Origin of the sequence: Enterococcus sp. DIV1368f, from assembly GCF_051712245.1 — a bacterium.
Taxonomy (GTDB): Bacteria; Bacillota; Bacilli; order Lactobacillales; family Enterococcaceae; genus Enterococcus; species Enterococcus faecalis.
Genome location: NZ_JBIOON010000001.1, coordinates 1,207,292 through 1,228,671, shown reverse-complemented (window position 1 = coordinate 1,228,671; position 21,380 = coordinate 1,207,292). Strand labels below are relative to the sequence as shown.

Annotated in this window: 17 protein-coding genes and 3 tRNA genes; 4 read left to right on the top strand and 16 right to left on the bottom strand. The window is 37.8% G+C overall.

From position 1 onward, the window contains the following. Positions 1–596: 596 nt before the first annotated feature. Together IGL07_RS06260 and IGL07_RS06255 are read right to left on the bottom strand one after the other, a co-directional pair. Positions 597–1,304 (bottom strand): GntR family transcriptional regulator, encoded by a 708-nt coding sequence (locus tag IGL07_RS06260; RefSeq protein WP_002357800.1) that lies wholly within the window; start codon positions 1,302–1,304, stop codon positions 597–599. A gap of 205 nt (positions 1,305–1,509) precedes the next feature. After that, complete coding sequence (locus tag IGL07_RS06255; RefSeq protein ID WP_010817232.1) at positions 1,510–5,757, bottom strand: 2-hydroxyacyl-CoA dehydratase; 4,248 nt, start codon at positions 5,755–5,757, stop codon at positions 1,510–1,512. A gap of 175 nt (positions 5,758–5,932) precedes the next feature. On the opposite strand from IGL07_RS06255, the gene IGL07_RS06250 reads away from it, so the two are divergent. After that, positions 5,933–6,544 carry a TetR/AcrR family transcriptional regulator gene (locus tag IGL07_RS06250; RefSeq protein WP_016614989.1) on the top strand — a complete coding sequence of 204 codons (612 nt, stop codon included), beginning with the start codon at positions 5,933–5,935 and terminating at the stop codon, positions 6,542–6,544. A 55-nt stretch (positions 6,545–6,599) separates the two neighbouring features. Here the strand turns inward: IGL07_RS06250 and IGL07_RS06245 are convergent, their stop codons facing one another. From IGL07_RS06245 to IGL07_RS06210, 8 genes are all read right to left on the bottom strand, one after another. After that, positions 6,600–6,779 (bottom strand): hypothetical protein, encoded by a 180-nt coding sequence (locus IGL07_RS06245; protein ID WP_002357804.1) that lies wholly within the window; start codon positions 6,777–6,779, stop codon positions 6,600–6,602. A gap of 154 nt (positions 6,780–6,933) precedes the next feature. Beyond that, positions 6,934–7,005, bottom strand: a tRNA-Gln gene (locus IGL07_RS06240). Positions 7,006–7,014: 9 nt separating this feature from the next. After that, a tRNA-Tyr gene (locus IGL07_RS06235) sits at positions 7,015–7,095 on the bottom strand. Positions 7,096–7,191: 96 nt separating this feature from the next. Continuing rightward, positions 7,192–7,425: a DUF2969 domain-containing protein gene (locus tag IGL07_RS06230; RefSeq protein ID WP_002357806.1), complete on the bottom strand. Its 234-nt coding sequence runs from the start codon at positions 7,423–7,425 to the stop codon at positions 7,192–7,194. Between the two features lie 146 nt (positions 7,426–7,571). Next, positions 7,572–9,041 (bottom strand): flotillin family protein, encoded by a 1,470-nt coding sequence (locus tag IGL07_RS06225; RefSeq protein WP_002357808.1) that lies wholly within the window; start codon positions 9,039–9,041, stop codon positions 7,572–7,574. 16 nt (positions 9,042–9,057) lie between these two features. Beyond that, positions 9,058–9,591, bottom strand: a complete 534-nt coding sequence (locus tag IGL07_RS06220) for a hypothetical protein (protein WP_002357809.1) — start codon at positions 9,589–9,591, stop codon at positions 9,058–9,060. A 183-nt stretch (positions 9,592–9,774) separates the two neighbouring features. Next, on the bottom strand, positions 9,775–12,411 hold the full coding sequence (locus IGL07_RS06215; RefSeq protein WP_010817231.1) for an FtsX-like permease family protein: 2,637 nt from the start codon (positions 12,409–12,411) through the stop codon (positions 9,775–9,777). A gap of 9 nt (positions 12,412–12,420) precedes the next feature. Further along, entirely contained in the window at positions 12,421–13,122 is a 702-nt protein-coding gene (locus IGL07_RS06210) for an ABC transporter ATP-binding protein (protein WP_002360463.1), read from the bottom strand. A gap of 160 nt (positions 13,123–13,282) precedes the next feature. Between IGL07_RS06210 and IGL07_RS06205 the strand changes: the two genes are divergently transcribed. Further along, positions 13,283–13,942 carry a DNA/RNA non-specific endonuclease gene (locus IGL07_RS06205; protein WP_002357812.1) on the top strand — a complete coding sequence of 220 codons (660 nt, stop codon included), beginning with the start codon at positions 13,283–13,285 and terminating at the stop codon, positions 13,940–13,942. 13 nt (positions 13,943–13,955) lie between these two features. Beyond that, positions 13,956–14,342, top strand: coding sequence for a hypothetical protein (locus IGL07_RS06200; RefSeq protein WP_002357813.1), 387 nt, complete (start codon positions 13,956–13,958; stop codon positions 14,340–14,342). A 186-nt stretch (positions 14,343–14,528) separates the two neighbouring features. Here IGL07_RS06200 and nagA read toward each other — a convergent pair whose 3' ends face one another. Further along, entirely contained in the window at positions 14,529–15,677 is a 1,149-nt protein-coding gene (gene nagA / locus IGL07_RS06195) for an N-acetylglucosamine-6-phosphate deacetylase (protein ID WP_002357814.1), read from the bottom strand. A gap of 100 nt (positions 15,678–15,777) precedes the next feature. Then, the gene (locus tag IGL07_RS06190; RefSeq protein ID WP_002381942.1) at positions 15,778–16,605 is read right to left on the bottom strand and encodes a helix-turn-helix domain-containing protein; all 828 of its coding nucleotides are present in this window, start codon (positions 16,603–16,605) and stop codon (positions 15,778–15,780) included. 177 nt (positions 16,606–16,782) lie between these two features. On the opposite strand from IGL07_RS06190, the gene IGL07_RS06185 reads away from it, so the two are divergent. Further along, positions 16,783–16,959, top strand: coding sequence for a hypothetical protein (locus IGL07_RS06185; RefSeq protein WP_002357816.1), 177 nt, complete (start codon positions 16,783–16,785; stop codon positions 16,957–16,959). A 65-nt stretch (positions 16,960–17,024) separates the two neighbouring features. Here IGL07_RS06185 and IGL07_RS06180 read toward each other — a convergent pair whose 3' ends face one another. From IGL07_RS06180 to IGL07_RS06165, 4 genes are all read right to left on the bottom strand, one after another. Beyond that, positions 17,025–18,242, bottom strand: coding sequence for a pyridoxal phosphate-dependent aminotransferase (locus tag IGL07_RS06180; protein ID WP_002357817.1), 1,218 nt, complete (start codon positions 18,240–18,242; stop codon positions 17,025–17,027). A 246-nt stretch (positions 18,243–18,488) separates the two neighbouring features. Beyond that, positions 18,489–18,572: transfer RNA gene (locus IGL07_RS06175), tRNA-Leu, on the bottom strand. Between the two features lie 68 nt (positions 18,573–18,640). Beyond that, positions 18,641–19,102, bottom strand: a complete 462-nt coding sequence (locus IGL07_RS06170; RefSeq protein WP_033624009.1) for a SprT family protein — start codon at positions 19,100–19,102, stop codon at positions 18,641–18,643. Between the two features lie 26 nt (positions 19,103–19,128). Then, positions 19,129–21,321, bottom strand: coding sequence for a Tex family protein (locus IGL07_RS06165; protein WP_010817229.1), 2,193 nt, complete (start codon positions 21,319–21,321; stop codon positions 19,129–19,131). Positions 21,322–21,380: the final 59 nt, after the last annotated feature.

Sequence of the window (21,380 nt, the reverse complement as noted above, 5' to 3'; positions counted from 1 at the left end):
AATTAGATAATAATCCACCATGCTGTTGCATCAACTGTATCGGCTTTACGTACGTTAATTTTTTTCATTCCGCATCACTCCTTCCGCTAAACTTTTTATTGAAAAAGAAAATAAATTTCTCTTTCAGTATATCTATATAATAACTTTGACAATCATAAGTATTATTGATTGGTAATAACTAACAATTTCAATGTAACAATTTGCAAAACAACTGCTGATTTTGCAACTATTTGATTAAAGCGTTGAACGGGTATATCTTATATTAGATTACAGTTTAAAAAAGAAATGTAAAAAATGGACAAGAACGAACTACAGCCAAAAAAAGAACAGAAGCAAATAAACTAGCAGCTATTATAAGTTTATTTTTAACAATATTTATAGCGGGACAAACCATCTCACTTTTCTGGTATTCAGACTTGCTACTCTATTCAATATTTATTTGAATTGAGATGCTTTCACTAATTTTAATTTGAATTCTACCTGATAAGTTCATAAAAAATAACCTCCAAAAATTGTATTTTTCAGATACAACTTTTGGGGGTTAAAATATCTTACCTCAGCCTATTCCTCGGCATTTTTCCATACTTATCATTTCTCTACTTCTCTAAATAAAACTCAAATCGACTTCCTGCATACTGCGTACGAACATATTCAAAAGGTAGTCCGTTTTCAAAATAGGATACTTGGCGCACGCGCAGAATCGCATCGCCTCGTTTAATCTCTAAATATTCTGCAATCTGCTCCGATGCTTGAACAGCAGAGATTGTTTGGTTAGAGTGGCCAATTTTGTGGCCAGATTTAGCTTCAAGTGTTTTATAAAAAGAGTTCGTGATTTCAGATTTGCCATATTGCGAGACCAATGAATAAGGAATGCTCGCCACCTCAAAACAAATCGGAATGTCATCCGCAAAACGAATTCTTTCCATTCGTAAAATTGAATCTTCTGGACCTAGTTGTAATTTTTCCATCTCACTAGAACTAGGTTTCGCTACAAAATAAGACACCGTCCGACTAGAAGGAACGCGATTTTGAGACAAGGTAATTTCTGTAAAACTAGTGGTACCTGTCATTGTTTCTTGAACTTTCTTACGTGCTACATACGTTCCTGAACCAATTTTTCGTTCTAAAATCCCTTCGTCTGCTAAAGTCTGAATGGCTTGGCGTAAGGTCATTCGACTAACATCAAATTTCAAGGCTAATTCTCGCTCAGAGGGCAAACGATCCCCGATACTCCAGACACCTTTTTCAATATCTTCTTTGATTTTATCGTGAATTTGAATATAAATTGGTATATTTTGAACCATTTACGCTTCCTCCTCTTCGTTCATCTCCTCTTCTATTATAACTGGTATAGACCGTGTAAACAACCAAAAAATGATAAATAAAAGAGGAATTGGAATTTTTATCAAAGTTGGTCTAGTTGCATACTTTTTTTTATAACAAAAACATTTGGCTTGGTCAGTAAAAAGTGACCAAGTCAAATGTTTTTAAACGAATTTCTATTAGTTATTATCTTTTTACATTTTCTTCTTTCATCAACTTGTTCGCTGTGGCCATCATCAAACGGATTCGGTTCAACTGATTGACCAAAGATACCCCAGGATCATAATCCACCGCCGCAATGTTTGCTTGCGGATATTGACGTCGTAGCTCTTTCACGACCCCTTTTCCAACAATATGGTTTGGTAAACATCCAAACGGCTGCATACAAACGATGTTATTCACCTCATGTTTTAAGAGCTCAATCATTTCAGCTGTTAAAAACCAACCTTCACCCGTATGATTGCCAATTGATAAAATTTTACTTGCTTCTGCTGCCATATCATAAATAGAATGAATGCCATCAAAACGGACCGATTTTCTCAATGCCTTATCCATTGGTTTTTCTACCAATTCAATGATTTTTATCGTAAATTCTGCTAAACGTTTGCTTTGTTTTGACATGCCCATATTTTCGTATTTCCAAATTTGATTGTACAAAGAATAGTTCATAAAGCCAACAATATCTGGCACAACTGCTTCAGCACCTTCTTCTTCTAACAAACGCACAATATCATTATTCGCTGTCGGCGAATATTTCACTAAAATTTCCCCGACCACACCGACTTTTGGTTTTTTTATCTCTTGTAAAGGAATTTCATCAAACGTCCGAATAATTTTTTTCATGAAGTGATTAAATTGTGTCAGCGAACCATTCCGGACATTGGCTTCCACTCTTTTTAGCCAATCTTGGTGCAGTTGATCCACCACTCCTTTTTCTGTTTCATAAGGTCTTGTTCGATAAACTACTCGTTCGAATAAGTCACCATATAAAAAGGCAACTACTAAGCGTTTGATCATTGGCAACGTAAATTTAAATCCTGGATTGGATTCGACTCCTTTATTGCCCATCGAAACTGAAACTACAGGAACTTGAGAAAAACCAGCATCATTTAAGGCTTTTCGTAATAAGGGAATGTAATTCGTCGCGCGACAACCGCCCCCTGTTTGCGTCATTAAGACACTGACATTATCCAAATCATATTGACCACTTTCCAAAGCTTCAACTAGTTGTCCGATGGAAATAATTGCTGGGTAACACGCATCATTATTGACATATTTTAACCCGACATTCACAGCTTCTTTGTCTTGCGCAGGCAAACAGACGACATGATAGCCCGAAGCTTGTAATGCTACATCGACTAATCCAGATTGATGAATCGGGCTAAGCATTGGTAACAGTAAGGTATGTGTTTTTTTCATTTGTTTTGTAAACACAATTTTCTCTGGCTCTTCCATTTGCATATGCGGAACAAACTGTTGCTTCTCCCGCTCATTGACAGCCGCTTTCAAGGAGCGCAACCGAATACGAATTGCGCCCAAATTCGCACCTTCATCGATTTTGAGGACTGTATAAATTTTGCCAGACCGATCCATGATTTCTTCTACTTGATCGGTTGTCACAGCATCTAAGCCGCAACCAAAGGAATTCAGTTGGACAAGTTCTAAATTTTTCGTCTTAGCCACTACTTTAGCCGCGGCATATAAGCGAGAATGATAGACCCATTGATTCACCACACGTAAATTCTGCACGTCTCCAAGATGCGAGATACTGTCTTCTGTCAAGACATGGAATCCTTCCTGTGTAATGACTTCGGCAATGCCGTGATTAATCTCTGGATCCAAGTGATACGGTCGCCCCGATAAGACAATCCCTCTCTGGCCTTTTTCAGTTAACATGGCTAACGTTTCTTCGCCTTTTTCTTGAATTTCTTTTTTAAAAGCTGCTAATTCTTGATAACCATGATGCAGCGCTGTTTGAATTTCTTCTAAGGAAATCCCTAAATCAGCAAAATTTTCAGCTAAAACTTTGGCAACTGCAGCTTCATTCGCTAAATTAAGATAGGGATTTCGATAATCCACTTGGCCCTCTCTGATGGCATCCACATTATTTCGAATGACATCTGGGTAGCTTTGCACAATTGGACAATTAAAATGATTATCCGCTTCCAATGTTTCTTGCTGTTCAAAAACGACACCAGGATAAAAGATAATTGGCACTTGCGCATCAATTAATGCTTGAATATGTCCATGTGCCATTTTCGCTGGGTAACAAACCGTATCACTGGGAATCGTTTCAAGGCCTTGTTCATAGATTTGTTTATTAGAACGTGGCGATAATTCGACCCGAAAGCCTAAGTCAGTAAAAAATGTATGCCACAAAGGATAATTTTCATACATGTTTAGGACTCTAGGGATACCCAAGCGCCCACGAAACGCTTTATTTTCCCGCAAAGGTCGGTACTTAAATAACTTGCGGTACTTATAATCAACCAAATTTACTTTGCGTTCTTCTCGTTTAATTTTAATTCGTGCACCACGTTCACAGCGATTTCCCGTAATAAATTGGCGCCCGTCCGAAAACACTGTGACCGTTAATTGACAATTGTTTTCACACAAGCCGCAATGAGTAAATTCCTTTTCAGAGGTAAATGCCGCTAACTCTTCTAAAGAAAGAAGCGTGGTTTCTTCCCCAATTTCATAAGCGTCCAAAGCAATCAGCGCTGCTCCATAGGCCCCCATCAAACCAGCAATAGATGGACGAACCACTTCACGACCGCTAATTTTTTCAAAAGCTCTCAAGACCGCTTCATTGTAAAATGTTCCTCCCTGGCAGACAATCTTTTCTCCCAACTCTTCAGGTCGGCGAACCTTAATGACTTTATAAATGGCATTTTTGATGACTGAATAAGATAGTCCAGCAGAAATATCGCCGACAGAGGCCCCTTCTTTTTGAACTTGTTTCACTTTTGAGTTCATAAAAACAGTACACCGAGAACCTAAATCAACAGGCGCTTGCGATTCTAAAGCCGCCAAAGCAAAATCCTTCACATTATATTTTAAAGATTGCGCAAAGGTTTCGATAAAAGAACCGCACCCAGAAGAACAAGCTTCATTTAATTGAATGGAGGAAAGCACGCCATTTTTAATGGTCATCGCTTTCATATCTTGTCCTCCGATATCCAAAATAAAATCCACACCTGGCTGAAAATGGTTGGCTGCTTTGTAATGGGCCATCGTTTCAACTTCACCAATATCGACTTTTAACGCATTTTTTATTAGCTGTTCTCCATATCCTGTAACAGCCGCTTTTCCGATAAAAACTTCTTCAGGCAGTTGTTGATAAAGTGATTTCAGTACTGTCATCGTGGTTTCTAAAGGTTGCCCTTGGTTATTACCATAAAAAGAAAACAACAAATGACCATCTTCATCAATCAATGCGACTTTTGTCGTTGTGGAGCCTGCATCAATCCCTAAAAAGGTCACGCCAGTATGTTGAGATAAAGGTTTCTCCTTTGCTTGGGCTTGCGCGTGTCTTTCTCGAAAATCTGCTAAATCTTCTGCGCTGTTAAATAACGGTGGTAACGTGTCGCTCGGCTGTAAATCAGTAGCCTGGCTGTTCACTAAGCGCTGAATTAATTCTTCCAATGTACATTCGGCTGCATCTTCTGAATAAAGTGCTGCACCCATTGCTACAAACAGTTGCGGTTGTTCTGGAAAAATAACATCTTCTGGCTGAATTGCTAAGGTTTCAATAAACCGTTTTCTCAATTCTGACATGAAAAATAAGGGTCCCCCTAAAAACGCTACTTTACCTTTAATTTTGCGACCAGCAGCTAACCCAGCGATTGTTTGATTAACTACCGCTTGAAAAATACTCGCCGCGATATCTTCTTTCGCTGCTCCTTCATTGATTAAAGGTTGAACATCCGTTTTGGCAAAAACCCCACAGCGGGAAGCAATCGGATAAATAGTTTGATAATTCTTCGCCAATTCATTCACTCCATTGGCATCCGTTTTAAGTAAAACAGCCATTTGATCGATGAAGGCGCCTGTCCCACCTGCACAACTACCATTCATTCGTTGCTCTAAAGCACCATCAAAAAAAGTGATTTTTGCATCTTCTCCGCCAAGTTCAATAGCAACATCCGTTTCTGGGATTATTGTTTCAACAGTTCGTGTACACGCGATAACTTCTTGAACAAAGGGAATCCCTAATACCTCAGCCAGCCCCATACCACCAGAGCCAGTTATGCTCATTGTCAAAGGTTGGTCTGCACCGATCCTTGATAGTCCTTCTTTTAAAATGCGTTCCGTTGCTGCTTTGACATCTGAAAAATGGCGTTCATATTTTGTAAAAATAGGCTGATTTTGTTTATTTAAAAATACTAATTTTACTGTCGTTGACCCAACATCAATCCCTGCTCTCATAACCATCAATTAAAATACCCCTTCATTTCCCAACAGTTTGTTGATTATTATACAAACTGTTTGTTATAATAGATATACCTATTTTAGAAAGGTTCTAAATGATTTGCAACAAGCAATTTACCCTATTTTGTGAGATAAACAACAAAGTTTCCGCGAATGTTGACTATCTCGAAAGGAATTTATGATGGCAAAGAAAACAGACCTTAGAGTACAACGAACCAGAAAAATGATTATTGAAGCTTTTTTTAAACTTGTAGAAACGAAAGGCTACGAAGCGGTGACGATTCAGGATATTGCTGATGAAGCTATGATTAATCGTGCGACTTTTTATGCTCATTTTAAAGACAAACAGCATTTATATGATGCAATCTTCACCTTTACGCTTAGTGCTTTTACCGCTATTCTTGATTCGCAACAACTGGTTAATGGCAACCGTGTCCGCGTGAAGCACATTGAAGAACTTCTGACGCAACTCTACATCAACATTCAAGAGAACAAATCTTTCTTCTTAACTATCATGGACAATAATTTCGACGAACACTTTCGAAAACGCTTAGCTGAGATTATCGAAGAAAAATATGCGACGATTTTTTCGCAGTTGCGTATTACCGAAAATGATATTGATGTACCGATAGATTTTGTTATTGAATACATGACCTCTATCTTCATCGGTACCCTTCATTGGTGGATTACTAGCGAAACGGATATGACACCCAACCACTTAGCCCAATTAGTTATCAAATTAGTTGGTAATGGGCATTTAACTGTCTTAGGCATCGAATTAGAAAAATAAAAACACCGGAGTAGACAATAATTTTGTCTGCCCCGGTGTTTCTGTTAAAGACGAGTTAGTTTTTTGAACGCCATTTGATATTGTGGGCTGTATTTCTTGAAGAAGTGACTTTAACACCACTTTTGATGTTGCCTTTTTTACGAGGAATTAAGTCAACTTTGACATCATACTTACCATCGCGTGCTAAATCGTAAACATTTTCAACCATTTCTGTAATTTTTTCTTTAAAGTTCATTCTTATCAACTCCAGACTATTCTTTCTTAATACTTTAGCATATTCTTATATAAATGAAAACTTTTCTAGCCTGTACATGAGGAAAATCTTACCTCATTTTTGTTATATAATTATACAAAAAAAGAACATCTCTCTACCAGAAATGTTCTGAAAACTGGGGTAGCTGGATTCGAACCAACGCATGACGGAGTCAAAGTCCGTTGCCTTACCGCTTGGCTATACCCCAAAAAGAAAATGGAGGAAAGTGGATTCGAACCACTGAACCCTAAGGAACGGATTTACAGTCCGTCGCGTTTAGCCACTTCGCTATTCCTCCAAAAAGTCATTGTCGCTGTAACGACCTGACTTAGTTATAATACAATCTTTTCCAGAAAAAAGCAACCCTTTTTTTAAAAAAATTGTTATTTATTTTTTATTCACTTAAATTCCATTGACGAATAATTGTTTCAAAGGCTTCGTCCAGATTTTTTGCTGTACCTTCTTGCTTGCCATCAATTTCAATGATGAATTTTTTATCATTTTGCGGAATGACACGACCGATTTCTTTTTTACCAATAAATAATTTGTTCATTAAAACATTTGCTCCATTGTATTGGGCTTTTTCTTCTTCAACACGTACTTCAATATCTTTATTCTTTTTTGACATCTCTATCCCTCCAAGAACTCTATGTTATCAGAATCTTTGAAACAAAACAAGCACCCGCTATTTCTCTGTCAGATTGTTTGTTTATCGTTTCAATGCAGCATTAAGGAGTAACGAAATGCGATTCGCTACTCCTTAAAGGCTGATTTCTATTCTTTTTCTGAACCTTCTGTTGCATGATAGTTCACGCTATTTGAGGTACCTTTTTTAGAAAAGTTTTCAATTAGCTCTTTCACGTCGAGGCCCGTTGTTTCTTTTAGTGTTTCTTGTGTACCAGCCAACAAGTTTGTTGCATAATTGGTAATACGGTTGGCGCCAGAATTTTCGCCACCTGCGCCTGTATCTACCACTGAAATCTTGTCAATGTTGCCCAATGGTTGTGCTGCTTCTTTCATTAATTGTGGTAACATTTCCATCACCATACTTAACACAGCTGCTTCACCATATTCTTTAAAGGCATCAGCAATCTTTTGTTTGGCTTCGGCTTCCGCTGCACCACGAGCTAAAATAGCTTCGGCTTGCGCTTGACCTGTTAAACGCGTTTTGTTGGCTTCCGCTTCGGCTAATGCTTCAACTTTGAAACGTTCTGCTTCGGCTTCTGCCACTTCGCGTGCTTTTTGAGCAAGAGCTTCTTGTTCGCGTGCATAACGATCTGCATCGGCTTTTTTCTTCACTTCTGAGTCGTATTGTTTTTCACGACGCGTAATTTCTTTTTCTTCTAACTCAATTTGTTTTTGACGTTCAACGACTTTGACTTCCATTTCTTGTTCCACCACGTGTTGTTGTGCACGCGCGCTTTCCAAGTTATAGGCTTGGTCTGCTTTGGCTTTGGCAATGTCTTGTTCTTGTTTGTATAACGCTAATTTCAATTCTTTTTCTTTTGAAGCTTCTGCAATTTCTGTTTGACGTTGCAATTCCGCTTGTTGTGATTCTTTTTCTGCTTCCGCTTTTTTGATGCGAGTTTCTTTCAAAGCTTCTGCTTCAGCAATATCTGCATCACGTTTAACTTGAGCGATTCTTGGTTTCCCTAATGAATCCAAGTATCCATTTTTATCACGAACTTCTTTAATTGTGAACGACACAATAACTAAGCCCATTTTAGCTAAATCAACACTGGCAACTTCTTGTACACTTTGGCTAAATTTATCACGATTTTGGTAAATTTCTTCCACTGTCATTGAACCTAAAATCGAACGTAAATGTCCTTCTAATACTTCACGTGCTTCATTTTCTAATTCTTCCGTTGTTTTTCCTAAAAATTGTTCCGCTGCTGTCGCAATTTCTTCAACTGACGAACCAATTTTAATGATTGATGTCCCATCACACATTACAGGAACCCCTTGTTCTGTGTACACTTCTGGTGTAGAAACATCTAATTTACTTGAAAGCAAACTAATTCGATTTGAACGTTGGAACACTGGTAAGACAAACGCACCACCGCCACGAACGATTTTAATTTTGTTGCCACCTTCGTCTACATGAACATTTTTAGAGCCTAGATAGCTCCCGCTGATAATTAACGCTTCATCAGGTTTGGCTGTCTGATATTTAGAAACAAACACAATTAATAACATTAATAATACTAAAACTGCAATAATAATCGGTAACAAAATCCCCATTTTCTTCTCTCCTACTCTATATTTTTAGACTGCCTTCGTAAGGAATGACATAACAAACCCGTTCTTTCAATTCAATAATCAATACCTCACTACCTCTTGGCGCAGCCACTTCTTGTGGCACATAAAATGCTGCTGGTCGACTTAACGAACCTGTGACACTCTTCAATTGAATCTCGCCCATTCCCCGGACAGGAATTGGGGTAATCACAGTAGCAACACGACCCTCCATGTCTTTTTCCGAAATAGAAATTGTGGCCTCCGAATTTTTCAAAGGGACCAACACATAAAAATTTAGGAAGAAAACAATAATGGTTGAAAGAATACCACTGACAATTAAAATAAGCCAACTATTCACCGCTGTTAATTCTTCCCCAAGGTACCCAAACAGCGAGGTAAAAGCAATCCATGGAATAATCAGCATTGGGTCCACCGGTCCATCAAAATTAAAAACATCCCCAAAAATAATTAGTAAAAAAGCGAGGACCGCGCTCCCCACTAATGCATAAAAATAAACCGTTTCCAATGGTAGACCTTCTAACACTTTTCCCACACTCCTTTCTGTGCTATAACCTAGTAATAGTGTACCAATTTTTAAATAAAAAGAGTAGTAATTTCCAAATAAATCTCAAAAGATACATCTTAAGACCTATTTTTTCTTAATAAAAGAAGCAACAATAAACGAGCAGCCCTAGAATTATTGAACTTCTACGGACTCCTCGTTTTTTAAAATGTGCTATTCATTTGATTTTAACGCTTCAATCATATTGATTTTCTTCAATTTCCGATGCATAATGACCATCACAAACAACGTGAAACACATGGTGATGACTGCGGAATACAGATAACTTGGCCAATGAATAATTGGCGAAAACATAATTAAATCAACTTCAACGGTTGCTAAAATATATTGATGCAAAATTTTCCCAAAGAAGCAGCCAACAATAATACCAATGAACGTTAAAATAATGTTTTCACGGTAAACATAGGTGGTGACTTCACGATCGTAAAATCCTAAAACCTTAATCGTGGAAAGTTCTCGAATCCGTTCAGAAACATTAATGTTGGTTAAATTATATAACACAATTAACGCTAAAGAACCAGAAACAGCAATTAGTACCCAAATGACAATATCAAGGCTTTTCAGCATATCATCAAACGAACCTTTCATCGCAGTTAAAAACGTAATGTTCAACACTTTCGGCTGTTTTGTCAACGCCTCTCCGATTGAGGTTTCTTGTTTTGAGGATAACTTTTTGTCAAAAAGTAGGAATTCTGTATTATACTCCGGCTTCTGTTTCGTCATCGTCTGGTAGAGTTTCGGCGTCATATAGACAAAATGACCCGTGTAGTTCTCTGCAATCGCGGCAATTTTCACGTGATAGGTTTGATTATCACTATTTTCTAAATTTAATTGATCTCCGACTTTATAGCCAAATAATTTAGCTAATTTTTCATTAATGATGACACCGTCATCGTTGAGGGAATATTTTTCTCCAGTGACTCGATCATTAAATAATTGAAAATCAGCCATTTTCGAAGGATCTTGTGGCACATAAAGAGTAATATTTTGAGTTGGTGCGCCTTTGCCCTTCGTTTTAAAGATTTCTGAATATAACGGAATTGTTTTATTCAAACCATCCAGTTTGCGCAACGTTTCTTGATACTCTTTTGTCTCTTCAGCTGTTGTTTGCTCTTTAAAAGTCACGACTGCTTGGTAATGCCAGATTTTATTGAATTGAATTGTAGCGACATCCACAATTGAATCGCGTAAACCAAAACCAACAATTAACAGCCCCATACAACCAGCTATTCCGATAACGGTCATCAGCATCCGTCGTTTATAGCGGAACAGATTTCTAGCGGTCACTTTTTGAATAAAGCTCATGCGTTGCCATAAAGGGCGGATTCGTTCTAGTAAAATACGTTGGCCTGCTTTCGGCGCTTTGGGTCTTAGCAAGGTAGCTGGGGTACTTAATAAATCGATTCTTAATGTCACTAAGGCCGCTCCCACAGTACAAGCTAAGGCTACAATGATGCCCCATAAACTGTAATTTAAGTACCACGGTGTAACTAAATCAGGAATATTGTACATTTGACCGTAGGCATCAAAAATTATTTTAGGGAATAGATAATAGCCAACTGCCAATCCTAATAATGCACCTGTTAGGCTAGCAACCGTTGCATAGGTAATAAAAATCGAAGCAATTTCACGATTACGATAACCTAAAGCTTTCAAACTACCAATTTCCATTCTTTTTTCTTCCACCATACGTGTCATGGTAGTTAAGCTGACTAATGCCGCAATTAGGAAAAAGAACAACGGGAACAGCGTGGCTAAAGAAGAAATCCGATCAGCGTTATCTTGATATTCAGAAAATCCTGGATTGTCTTCCCTAGTAAAATAATAATACGTTGGGGCTTTCAAATTGGCTAGCTCTGTTTCTTTTTCAGCCAACAGTTGTTCTTGTTTAGCCAATTCGTCTTTTTGCTTTTCAAGCATCTCAGATGGAATTCCTGGTTGTTGCTCCAACTGCGCAAGTGCTTGTTTTCCCGTTTCCAGCGCTTGCCGACCTTGGTTAATGTCCGGCTGAGCCGAATCACGCAGAGCCGCAACCTGTTCTTCTGGCCGATTTTTCAGTGCCTCTTTTACTTGATTTAAGGCCTGCTCTCTTTTCTTTTCATAATCAGAGGAATACGTATTTTGATGTTTTAATGAACGAAATGAGATTAGCAATTCTGGATACCGTTGACTGTCAAAGGCTTTTTCCGAAACCACGCCAAAAAAGTTTAACGTTCCAGACCCGACCGTTGTGGTTCCCCTGGATGTATTATCAATATATTCTGGTGAATTGATAAATCCAACAACAGTAAAATGGGTTTGCGTCAGCCCTTTTTCTTTAATCGCTGCATCGTTTAAAGTGATTTTATCACCCATTTTATAGTCATATCTAGTTTTCGCTAATGTATCTAATGCAATTTCATTTGTTTGTTTAGGTAACCGACCGTCAACTACTTGATAGTTAACCGATCCTGCTTGATTTTTTCGATAGCCAAACAATTTTACTGCATTATTTTGCGGCCCAATCGTGGCATCTATTGTATACCGCGGCACAACTGTTTCGACATCTTTTAAAGACTGTAGTGTTGTTAAATCTTTCTTTTCCAGTCCCATTGTAGAAATTATTCGCGCATCTGGAAGCTGCTCTTTCTGGTAATAATTATTCGCGGTTTTAATCATATCTGGTCCAGTAGCTTTCAAACCAACAAAAACCATTACACCAAGGAAAATAATCCCCATAATCGATAAAAATCGTGTAGTAGATTGTCTAATTTCACGTAAGCTTGTTTTAATTAGCGCTGTTTTCTTCATTTTAGGCACCTACCATTCAATTTCAGCAACCAATTTAGGCTGATCATTCACAGTCATTTCGCGAACTTTTGCATCATTAATTCGAATTACCCGATCGGCCATTTCTGCAATGGCTGAATTGTGGGTAATAATTAAGACGGTCGTTCCAGTTTCACGAGCAGTGTTTTGCAAAATGGTTAAAATTTGTTTCCCTGTTTCATAATCCAGCGCTCCTGTCGGTTCATCACATAAAAGTAACTTGGGCTTTTTAGCAATCGCACGGGCGATGGTTACTCGTTGTTGTTCACCACCAGAAAGTTGCGCTGGAAAATTATCTAAACGTTCCCCTAAACCCACCGATTGTAAAACAGTGGTCGAATCCAACGCATCCGCAACGATTTGCGAAGCCAATTCAACATTTTCTTTTGCCGTTAAATTTGGGACTAAATTGTAAAATTGGAAAACAAACCCGACATCATTTCGTCGATAAGTGGTTAATTGTTTCTCTGAAAACTGAGCGATATCTGTGCCATCAATAATAATTTCCCCTTCATCACAGCTGTCCATTCCACCAAGAATATTTAAAACAGTTGATTTCCCAGCACCGCTGGGGCCTAAAATAACCGCTACTTCTCCTTTTTCCACTTCAAAAGAAATGCCGTCATTCGCAGTAATAGTTGTCTCTCCCATTTGGTAACGCTTGTATTCATTTTTGACTTCAATATAGGCCATCCACTATCCCTTCCCTTCTACATTAAAATAGTAACATATCTGAGAAAACAAGTCTTTCAAAGAAAAGCCTTTTTTGATTTTTTAGCAAATTTACGTATAATAGAAAAGATGGTCCACTTAAATTTGGACTATTGCAAGTATAAAATTAGAGGAGCACGTTATGGCAAACAGAAAGAAGAAACCACCATTTAATTCAACCATCATGCTAATTGGCGCATTAATCATTTTAATTTTAGGCGCGGTTGGCGTTAAAGTTCCTGATGCTTTACAAGATTTATTTAATGTTCAACCACAAACAACCACCCCTTCAAGCACACCAGCACCTAAAGGAGATAATCCCGGACCCATTGAAAATGGTAAAGCCACATTTTCAGCAGAGGAACTAAAGGATAACTCAAACGGCTGGATTACTTATCATTCTCTAGATCGTCTAAAACGAGCGACAGGCGCTGATGCGCTATTAAAACCCGCAATGGTCAATACAGGAACTTCCGCTAATAAAGATATTCGACCAGCTGGTTTCATTTCAGGAAAAGCTAATCATTCGCGTGGCCACCTAATCGGCCGTCAAATGGGAGGCAGTGGTGATGATCCACGTAACTTAACCACCTTGTATCAGAATCCTGTCAACACTCCTTATATGACGAAATATGAAAATCAGATTCGGGCAGCTCTTGATCGCGGCGAAACCGTTCGCTATCGCGTGACACCTGTATATAACGGAAACGATTTGTTGGCTGAAAAAATTATCTTAGAAGCCAAAAGCCTTAAAACAAATTCACCCATTGATTTTTCAGTAACTATTTTAAACAAACAATAAGGAGGAACTTTCATTGGATTTTGAACAGCTAAAAGAAACATTACCCGATGCAAAACCACAAACATTTTTGCAAGCAATCCTCTCTCAACCTCAAGAAGAGGATGCTGAATTAACTTTCAGTGAAGAAATTGATGAACAGTTTGTCGAAAATTGTAAATTTTTAGCCTCTCCGGAAACCATTTCTGAAACAGATGTGGAACATTGGCGCGAACAAGAATTTTTAGTTGTCGCCCAAAGTTTAGATGGCGATTATCTAGCAGGCACCCTAGAGCAAACCTTTGTGATTCCTAGCTCCCTTTACAAAGAGGATATTGAGCAATTTGACAAGCAATTAATCGATTTTTTTATTGCCTACGAGAACAAAGAAATCACTTCTGCGATTTTACCAAAAGAATTATAAAAAGAGCGTGGGACAAAAATCACTTTGGATTTTTGTCCCACGCTCAAAAACTGATAAACGGCGGGAACAGAAGCAACCCCTTCGGAAATAAGCCGAAATTCTCCAAAAATTAAAGAAAAATTTTCGGAAATTCCTTCTTATTTCTCGGAGTTAAACACTTCTGTCCCGACCTCTTTTTCTTGTGTCTTATGCTCGATAACGTTCTACGCCATCTAAATAAGTGGCTGCTAATTCCATGGTTGGTTCTAATACGATAAAGTCAGCATCGCGACCATTTGCAATCATGCCACATTGATCATCAATTTTACAGCTAATCGCAGGAACTAATGAAGCCATCATAATTGCTTGTGCAGGTGTTGCAATACCCCAATCAACTACATTTTTAATTGCTTCTTTTAGTTTTAAAATACTACCTGCTAAGTTCCCAGTATCCAAACGAGCCGTTCCTTCTGCTACCACAACAGGAAATTCACCTAAATTGTAGTTGCCATCTGGCATACCGCCAGCCATCATGCAGTCTGTAATTAACGCAACGTGATCATGGCCCGCTTTTTCCATCAATACTTCAGCCGCTTGCGGATGTACATGGTGTCCATCACAAATTAATTCAGAGAAAACGTGTTGTAACGTTAACAATGCACCAACCATCCCTGGTTCACGGTGATTTAAGCCACGCATCCCATTATATGCATGAACAAAAACGCTAGCGCCTGCTTCAACTGCCACATCAGCTTCTTCTAAGGTCGCATTACTATGGCCTAAAGCAACAACGACACCTTCATCTGTAACGGTTTCAACAAATTCTTTCACACCATTACGTTCTGGTGCCAACGCAATTTTCTTAATAATTCCGCCTGAAGCTTCTTGCCATTCGTGGAATGTATCAAGGTCTGGATCTCCAAAATAACTTGGATTTTGTGCGCCTTTATGTTCTTCAGTAAAGAAAGGTCCTTCAAAGTAAATCCCTTGAATTTTTGCACCAGGTACTTCTTGGTAGACTTGACCAATCGTACGTGCAACATCTGTTAAACGTTCTTTACTTGAAGTTAACGTTGTTGGTAAAAATGAAGTTACACCACAAGATAATAAGCCTTCAGACATCACTTTAATGCCTTCTGCATCGTTATCCATTACGTCATGATTCATGTAACCATGAATATGAGTATCCACTAAACCTGGGGCAATCCATTTGCCTTCCTCACGAATAATTTTTACGTCCCCTTGCGGTTCATCTTTTGTATAATTACCAAAGATACCATCCGTGATTTCTAAATAACCAGGTCCTTTAACATCGCTTTTTAAAAAGAACTTGTCTGCAAAGATAAATGTTTTCATCTTCATCCTTCTTTCTTTATTTTACTTACTTCAAAAGTACTCTTAATCAGTACAAAAGTCAAGAAATGGTGTAGACCTTTTAAGCAATTCTGAGGATTTTTTAAAGATTGCCACTTTCCACATTTTTCATTTGTTGTGCTAAGTTCAGATAACGTTCTGCTTCTTCATGTTTATTCTTTCTCATTAAAACTAAATATTTTAGATTTAATAATTCACTTAAATAATAATAACTATTTTTTTTGCGGGCCCAAGTAATTCCTTGATCCACATAAATTTCGGCATCTTTTTCTGTATAATTTTTAAATAAGAAATCAGCATAATTAAAAAATATTTTCGTTAACTCTGCATTACTGCGTTCATTTGGCAATTGATTAAAATAATGAATACTCAAACTTAAAAATCGTTCTGCTTCTACTCGATTGCCCATGTAACCATAAGTGGCACCTAGACAACTAATTAATTGAATCTCTAAATCAGAAACATTTAACTTATCGGCTTTATAGGTGAAAGATAACCCTTTACGCAAACTAGCAATAGCTTTTTCGTAATCATTTAGAACAAACAATTCACAACTACCTAAATAATAATAATATTTTTGCCAGTCCGTATCTAAATACAATTGTTCTTCAATACGATTTTCCTTTAAATAATTTAATAATAATTGATATTTTTTATGGCGAAAATATTCAGCCATTTTTTCAAATGAATACGTAACAACGTGCACATCACCAGATTTATAACGCATAATCTGGTCAACAGTCACACCTAAACGATCACAAAGTTGTTGCATTACGAGAACGTTTGGCAACTCTTCATTGTTTTCAATGCGACTTAAAACACTTTGCGAACAGATGTCTTCTGATAACATTTTCTGTGTCAATTTTCTATTTTTTCTAATTTCTTTAATAACTGCACCTAAAGAATTCATCACAATAGCTCCTATTTATATCGGCCATTTTCCTTGCAAAATGGGGATTTTGTCAAAATATGCGAATTCGCATTATGCTTTTATTGTACTTTATTGCATAATATACTGCAAGAACATTATCTAAGGTTTTCTTAGAAAATAAATAGGTTCATTTTTATTAAAAAGGAGTGTTATTGTATGGCCGAAGAGAAAAAGGTTCACTTCATTTGGGAAAAAACAAATTATTCAGGCTTTGTGGAGAAGGAGTATGAAAATTCTTATCTCATCGTAGTAGCAAATCCTAGTCCTGATATGGAAGAAAAATATACCAACCGAATGATTATTAGTAAAAAAGCATGTGAAACCGCAGAATAGTATTGTTGATAAAACAAGAACTACCAAAAAATAGCTTCGTTAGAGGCTATTTTTTGGTAGTTCTTTTATTTTTGTTTGTAGGTACTTAAAAATTCACGCATTTTATCTGCTGTAGTTTTTAAGTCTTCCATCTTCGGTAAATAAACAATACGGAAGTGATCGGGTTGTTGCCAGTTGAACCCACCACCATGGACTAATAAAATATGATGTTTGTGTAAGAAATCTAAAACAAATTTTTCATCATCATAAATGTCAAATTTGGCCGTATCAATTTTCGGGAAAATATAGAAAGCTGCTTTAGGCTTCACGGCTGATAAACCAGGAATATCATTTATCGCATTGTAAATAAATTCTCGTTGTTCGTAAATTCTGCCACCTGGTAAAAGTAAATCATCGACACTTTGATAGCCGCCTAATGCGGTTTGAATGATTTGTTGTGACAACACATTCGAACATAACCGCATGGAAGCAAGCATATTTAGCCCTTCGATATACCCTTTTACTCGTGATTTATCTCCACTTAACACCATCCAACCGCATCGGAAGCCTGCCACTCGATGTGATTTTGACAAACCATTCAATGTTACGACAAATAAATCAGGTGCTAATGTAGCAATCGGTACATGAACCAAACCGTCCATGACCAAGCGATCATAAATTTCATCGGAGTAAATAATTAAATCATTTTGACGTGCCACTTCGACAATTTCTAGTAATAACTCTTTCGGATATAAAGCACCAGTCGGATTATTGGGATTTATAATAACGATTGCTTTTGTATTCGAAGTTATTTTTGATTTTATATCATCAATGTCTGGATACCATTCTGCTTGCTCATCACAAATATAATGGACGGGCGTACCGCCTGCCAAAGAAACAGACGCAGTCCATAAAGGATAGTCTGGCATTGGCACAAGTACTTCATCGCCGTTATTTAACAAGCCTTGCATACACATGGTAATTAATTCACTCACGCCATTACCAGTGTAAATATCATTAATCGTTACATTAGGAAATTTTTTTAATTGGCAATATTGTTCAATCGCTTTTCTTGCAGAAAAAATACCTTTTGAATCGGAATAACCTTCTGAATCGCGAACATTCACAATCATGTCGCGCACAATTTCATTTGGGGCATCAAAACCAAATGGCGCTGGATTCCCTGTATTTAATTTCAAAATACGTATGCCCTCTTCTTGCATGCGTTCTGCTTCTTCTAAAACAGGACCACGGACATCGTAACTTACGTTATTTAATTTATCGGATTTTTTAAAATTTCTCACACGGACTCCCTCGCTTCACAAATTTATACTCTAAAGTTACGCCAACTATAATGAAAAAGCAATAATAAATATCAGAATTTAATAAAAAATTGATGGTTTTTCCGTAATAAACAAGAGCGTGGGACAAAAATCACTTTGGATTTTTGCTCCACGCTCAAAAACTGATAAACGGCGGGAACAGAAGCAACTCCTTCTTATTTCTCGGAGTTAAACACTTCTGTCCCGACCTCTTGTTATACTAGTTGATGCAGATGATGGGACTCGAACCCACACGGACATCTGTCCACATGACCCTCAATCATGCTTGTCTGCCAATTCCAACACATCTGCATTTTAAGAGCACTTATTTATCCTAAAATAATTACTGGTCTTTGTCAAGATAACAAAGACCAGAATCGTTAGATTTGTTCTTTTTTCGCTTGCCAGGACAAACGCCCATGACATTTTCCGCAGACATATCGTGTCGTATCAATTCGTCGTTTTCTGAGGATGACTTCTCCACAAGACTGACATTGGTACTGATGGAAAACTGCTTTTTTCCGTTCTACCAGAGGCGGTGCGTAACGGGCACCGCCAGTCTTAGCCAATAACTCTTTAAAGTCCTTATCTTTATGCTGATAGCCTTTGCCAGCTAAATGTAAATGATAGTGACATAACTCATGCTTAATGACTTTTTCCAGTTCCTCTTGTCCATACTTTAAAAAGACAGTTGGATTAAAATCCAGGTGATGCGAAGCTAAATGATAGCGACCGCCCGTAGTTTTTAACCGCTGATTAAATGTAGCTTGATGCAGAAAAGGTTTCTGAAAAAATACGATTGAAATTTTTTCCACTAGCGTTTGAAGCGTTTGATCTGTCATCAAGACTGGTTGAGACTCTTTCATTGTTACTCTTTTCTATCAGCACGAGGCAACATGGTTAAACTAATACGCCCCTTTTTCAAGTCAACATCTTCTACCCAAACTGTGACTACATCACCCACCGCAACAATATCCGTTGGGTGCTTAACAAATTTAGGACTTAACTTAGAAATGTGGACTAAGCCATCTTGCTTCACACCAATATCGACAAACGCACCAAAGTCAATTACGTTTCGAACAGTCCCTTGCATTTCCATTCCTGGTTTCAAATCTTCCATCGTCAACACGTCTTTACGTAAAAGTGGTGCTGACATCTCATCACGCATATCACGACCTGGTTGGATTAAACTAGCAATAATATCCGTGAGTGTTTCTGAACCTACTTCTAACTCAGTAGCTAATTGATTCACTGGTAACTGTTTCAATTTTTCGATAGCTTCTGCTGTCCCTAATTCTTTAGAAGCAATCCCTGCTTTTTCTAAAATTGCTTGTGCTACTGGATAACTTTCTGGGTGAATGCCAGTGTTATCTAACACATTTTTGCCATTAGGAATTCGCAAAAAGCCAATTGCTTGTTCAAATGCTTTTGGTCCTAAACGAGGTACTTTTTTGACTTGATTTCGTGCTGTAAAGACACCATTTTCATCACGATAAGTGACTAAGTTTTGCGCCGTTGTTTTATTTAAGCCAGAAATATGTTGTAAAAGTTGAGCACTCGCTGTATTCACATCAACACCAACTTGGTTTACTGCAGTTTCCACAACAAAATCCAATTGCTCGGCAAGACGTTTTTGCGATACGTCATGCTGATATTGACCGACCCCGACTGCTTTGGGATCAATTTTTACTAATTCTGCCAACGGATCTTGCAAACGACGTGCAATGCTGACCGCACTTCGTTCTTCGACTTGTAAATCAGGAAACTCTTTACGAGCCACTTCACTCGCAGAGTAAACGGAAGCCCCTGCTTCATTAACAATCACGTAAAAGACGTCCCGTTTCACCGCTTTTAATTGCTCTGCCACAAACAATTCAGATTCACGACTTGCCGTTCCGTTTCCAATAGCTACCATGTCCACTTGATAGTCTTCAATGATCTTTTTAAAGGCTGGACCAGCGGCTTCACGTTTCGCAGCAGTCGCTGGTTTATGTGGATAAATCACTTGAATTGCTAAAACTTTACCAGTTTCATCGACAACTGCTAATTTACAGCCTGTCCGATAAGCCGGGTCAAATCCTAGAACAACTTTTCCTTTAAGTGGTGACTGTAATAATAAATTACGTAAATTTTCACCGAAAATTGCAATCGCTTGTTCATCAGCTTTTTCTGTTAATTCATTGCGGATCTCCCGTTCAATCGCTGGCCCAATAAATCGTTTATAGCTATCTAAATAAGCAGCCTCAATGTATGGAGCAGCAAAACTTGTTGCTTGTTTGCCGATTAGTTGACGTTGGAAATAATCATTAATTTTTGTTTCATCAGCGACAAGGGAAACCTTTAAAATGTCTTCTTTTTCACCACGATTCGTTGCTAAGACACGGTGCGGCACCATTTTGCTAACTGGTTCTGCAAAATCGTAATACATTTCATAGGTCCGCTTTTCGTCTTTTTCTTCATCCTTAACTACGCTAACGTATTGCGCATGTTTAACCATATAATCACGTAACCATGTTCGGTATTTTGGTTCATCGCTAATACGTTCTGCTAAAATTTCATGAGCACCTTGCAAGGCTATCTCGGCGGTTGCAACTTCTTTTTCTTCATTAATAAAAGTAGCCGCTTTAGCTAAGATATCCGCGTTTTCAGGTAAAGAGAGCAACCAATCTGCTAATGGTTCCAACCCTTTTTCTTTCGCGATAGTCGCTTTAGTCCGACGTTTTTGTTTATATGGTCGATATAAATCTTCCACTTGTTGCATTTTTACTGCTTTTTGAATATCTGTTTTGAGTTCTTTTGTTAGTTTTCCTTGCTCTTCAATTAAACGGAGAACTTCTTCTTTCCGCTTTTTCAAGTTTTGTAAATAATGATAACGTTCTTCTATTTCACGGATTTGGACTTCATCTAAACTTCCAGTCATTTCTTTCCGGTAACGGGCAATAAAAGGAACTGTATTTCCTTCATTTAATAAAGTTAAAACCGTTGTTATTTGTTTTGAACGATACGTTGTCAATTCTTTTTGAAGTAGCGCTACTACTTCTTCGTTATAAGCTTCTGCCATTAACTAGATACCTCTTTTCTTATGCATACTTATCTATTTTAGCATATTTTTGCTTCTAA

What these genes read in the sequence shown, in the direction of transcription:
- IGL07_RS06260 (WP_002357800.1), bottom strand. Translation starts at nt 1,304, where the DNA reads ATGGTTCAAAATATACCAATTTATATTCAAATTCACGATAAAATCAAA.
- IGL07_RS06255 (WP_010817232.1), bottom strand. Translation starts at nt 5,757, where the DNA reads ATGGTTATGAGAGCAGGGATTGATGTTGGGTCAACGACAGTAAAATTA.
- IGL07_RS06250 (WP_016614989.1), top strand. Translation starts at nt 5,933, where the DNA reads ATGATGGCAAAGAAAACAGACCTTAGAGTACAACGAACCAGAAAAATG.
- IGL07_RS06245 (WP_002357804.1), bottom strand. Translation starts at nt 6,779, where the DNA reads ATGAACTTTAAAGAAAAAATTACAGAAATGGTTGAAAATGTTTACGAT.
- IGL07_RS06230 (WP_002357806.1), bottom strand. Translation starts at nt 7,425, where the DNA reads ATGTCAAAAAAGAATAAAGATATTGAAGTACGTGTTGAAGAAGAAAAA.
- IGL07_RS06225 (WP_002357808.1), bottom strand. Translation starts at nt 9,041, where the DNA reads ATGGGGATTTTGTTACCGATTATTATTGCAGTTTTAGTATTATTAATG.
- IGL07_RS06215 (WP_010817231.1), bottom strand. Translation starts at nt 12,411, where the DNA reads ATGAAGAAAACAGCGCTAATTAAAACAAGCTTACGTGAAATTAGACAA.
- IGL07_RS06210 (WP_002360463.1), bottom strand. Translation starts at nt 13,122, where the DNA reads ATGGCCTATATTGAAGTCAAAAATGAATACAAGCGTTACCAAATGGGA.
- IGL07_RS06205 (WP_002357812.1), top strand. Translation starts at nt 13,283, where the DNA reads ATGGCAAACAGAAAGAAGAAACCACCATTTAATTCAACCATCATGCTA.
- nagA (WP_002357814.1), bottom strand. Translation starts at nt 15,677, where the DNA reads ATGAAAACATTTATCTTTGCAGACAAGTTCTTTTTAAAAAGCGATGTT.
- IGL07_RS06190 (WP_002381942.1), bottom strand. Translation starts at nt 16,605, where the DNA reads ATGAATTCTTTAGGTGCAGTTATTAAAGAAATTAGAAAAAATAGAAAA.
- IGL07_RS06185 (WP_002357816.1), top strand. Translation starts at nt 16,783, where the DNA reads ATGGCCGAAGAGAAAAAGGTTCACTTCATTTGGGAAAAAACAAATTAT.
- IGL07_RS06170 (WP_033624009.1), bottom strand. Translation starts at nt 19,102, where the DNA reads ATGACAGATCAAACGCTTCAAACGCTAGTGGAAAAAATTTCAATCGTA.
- IGL07_RS06165 (WP_010817229.1), bottom strand. Translation starts at nt 21,321, where the DNA reads ATGGCAGAAGCTTATAACGAAGAAGTAGTAGCGCTACTTCAAAAAGAA.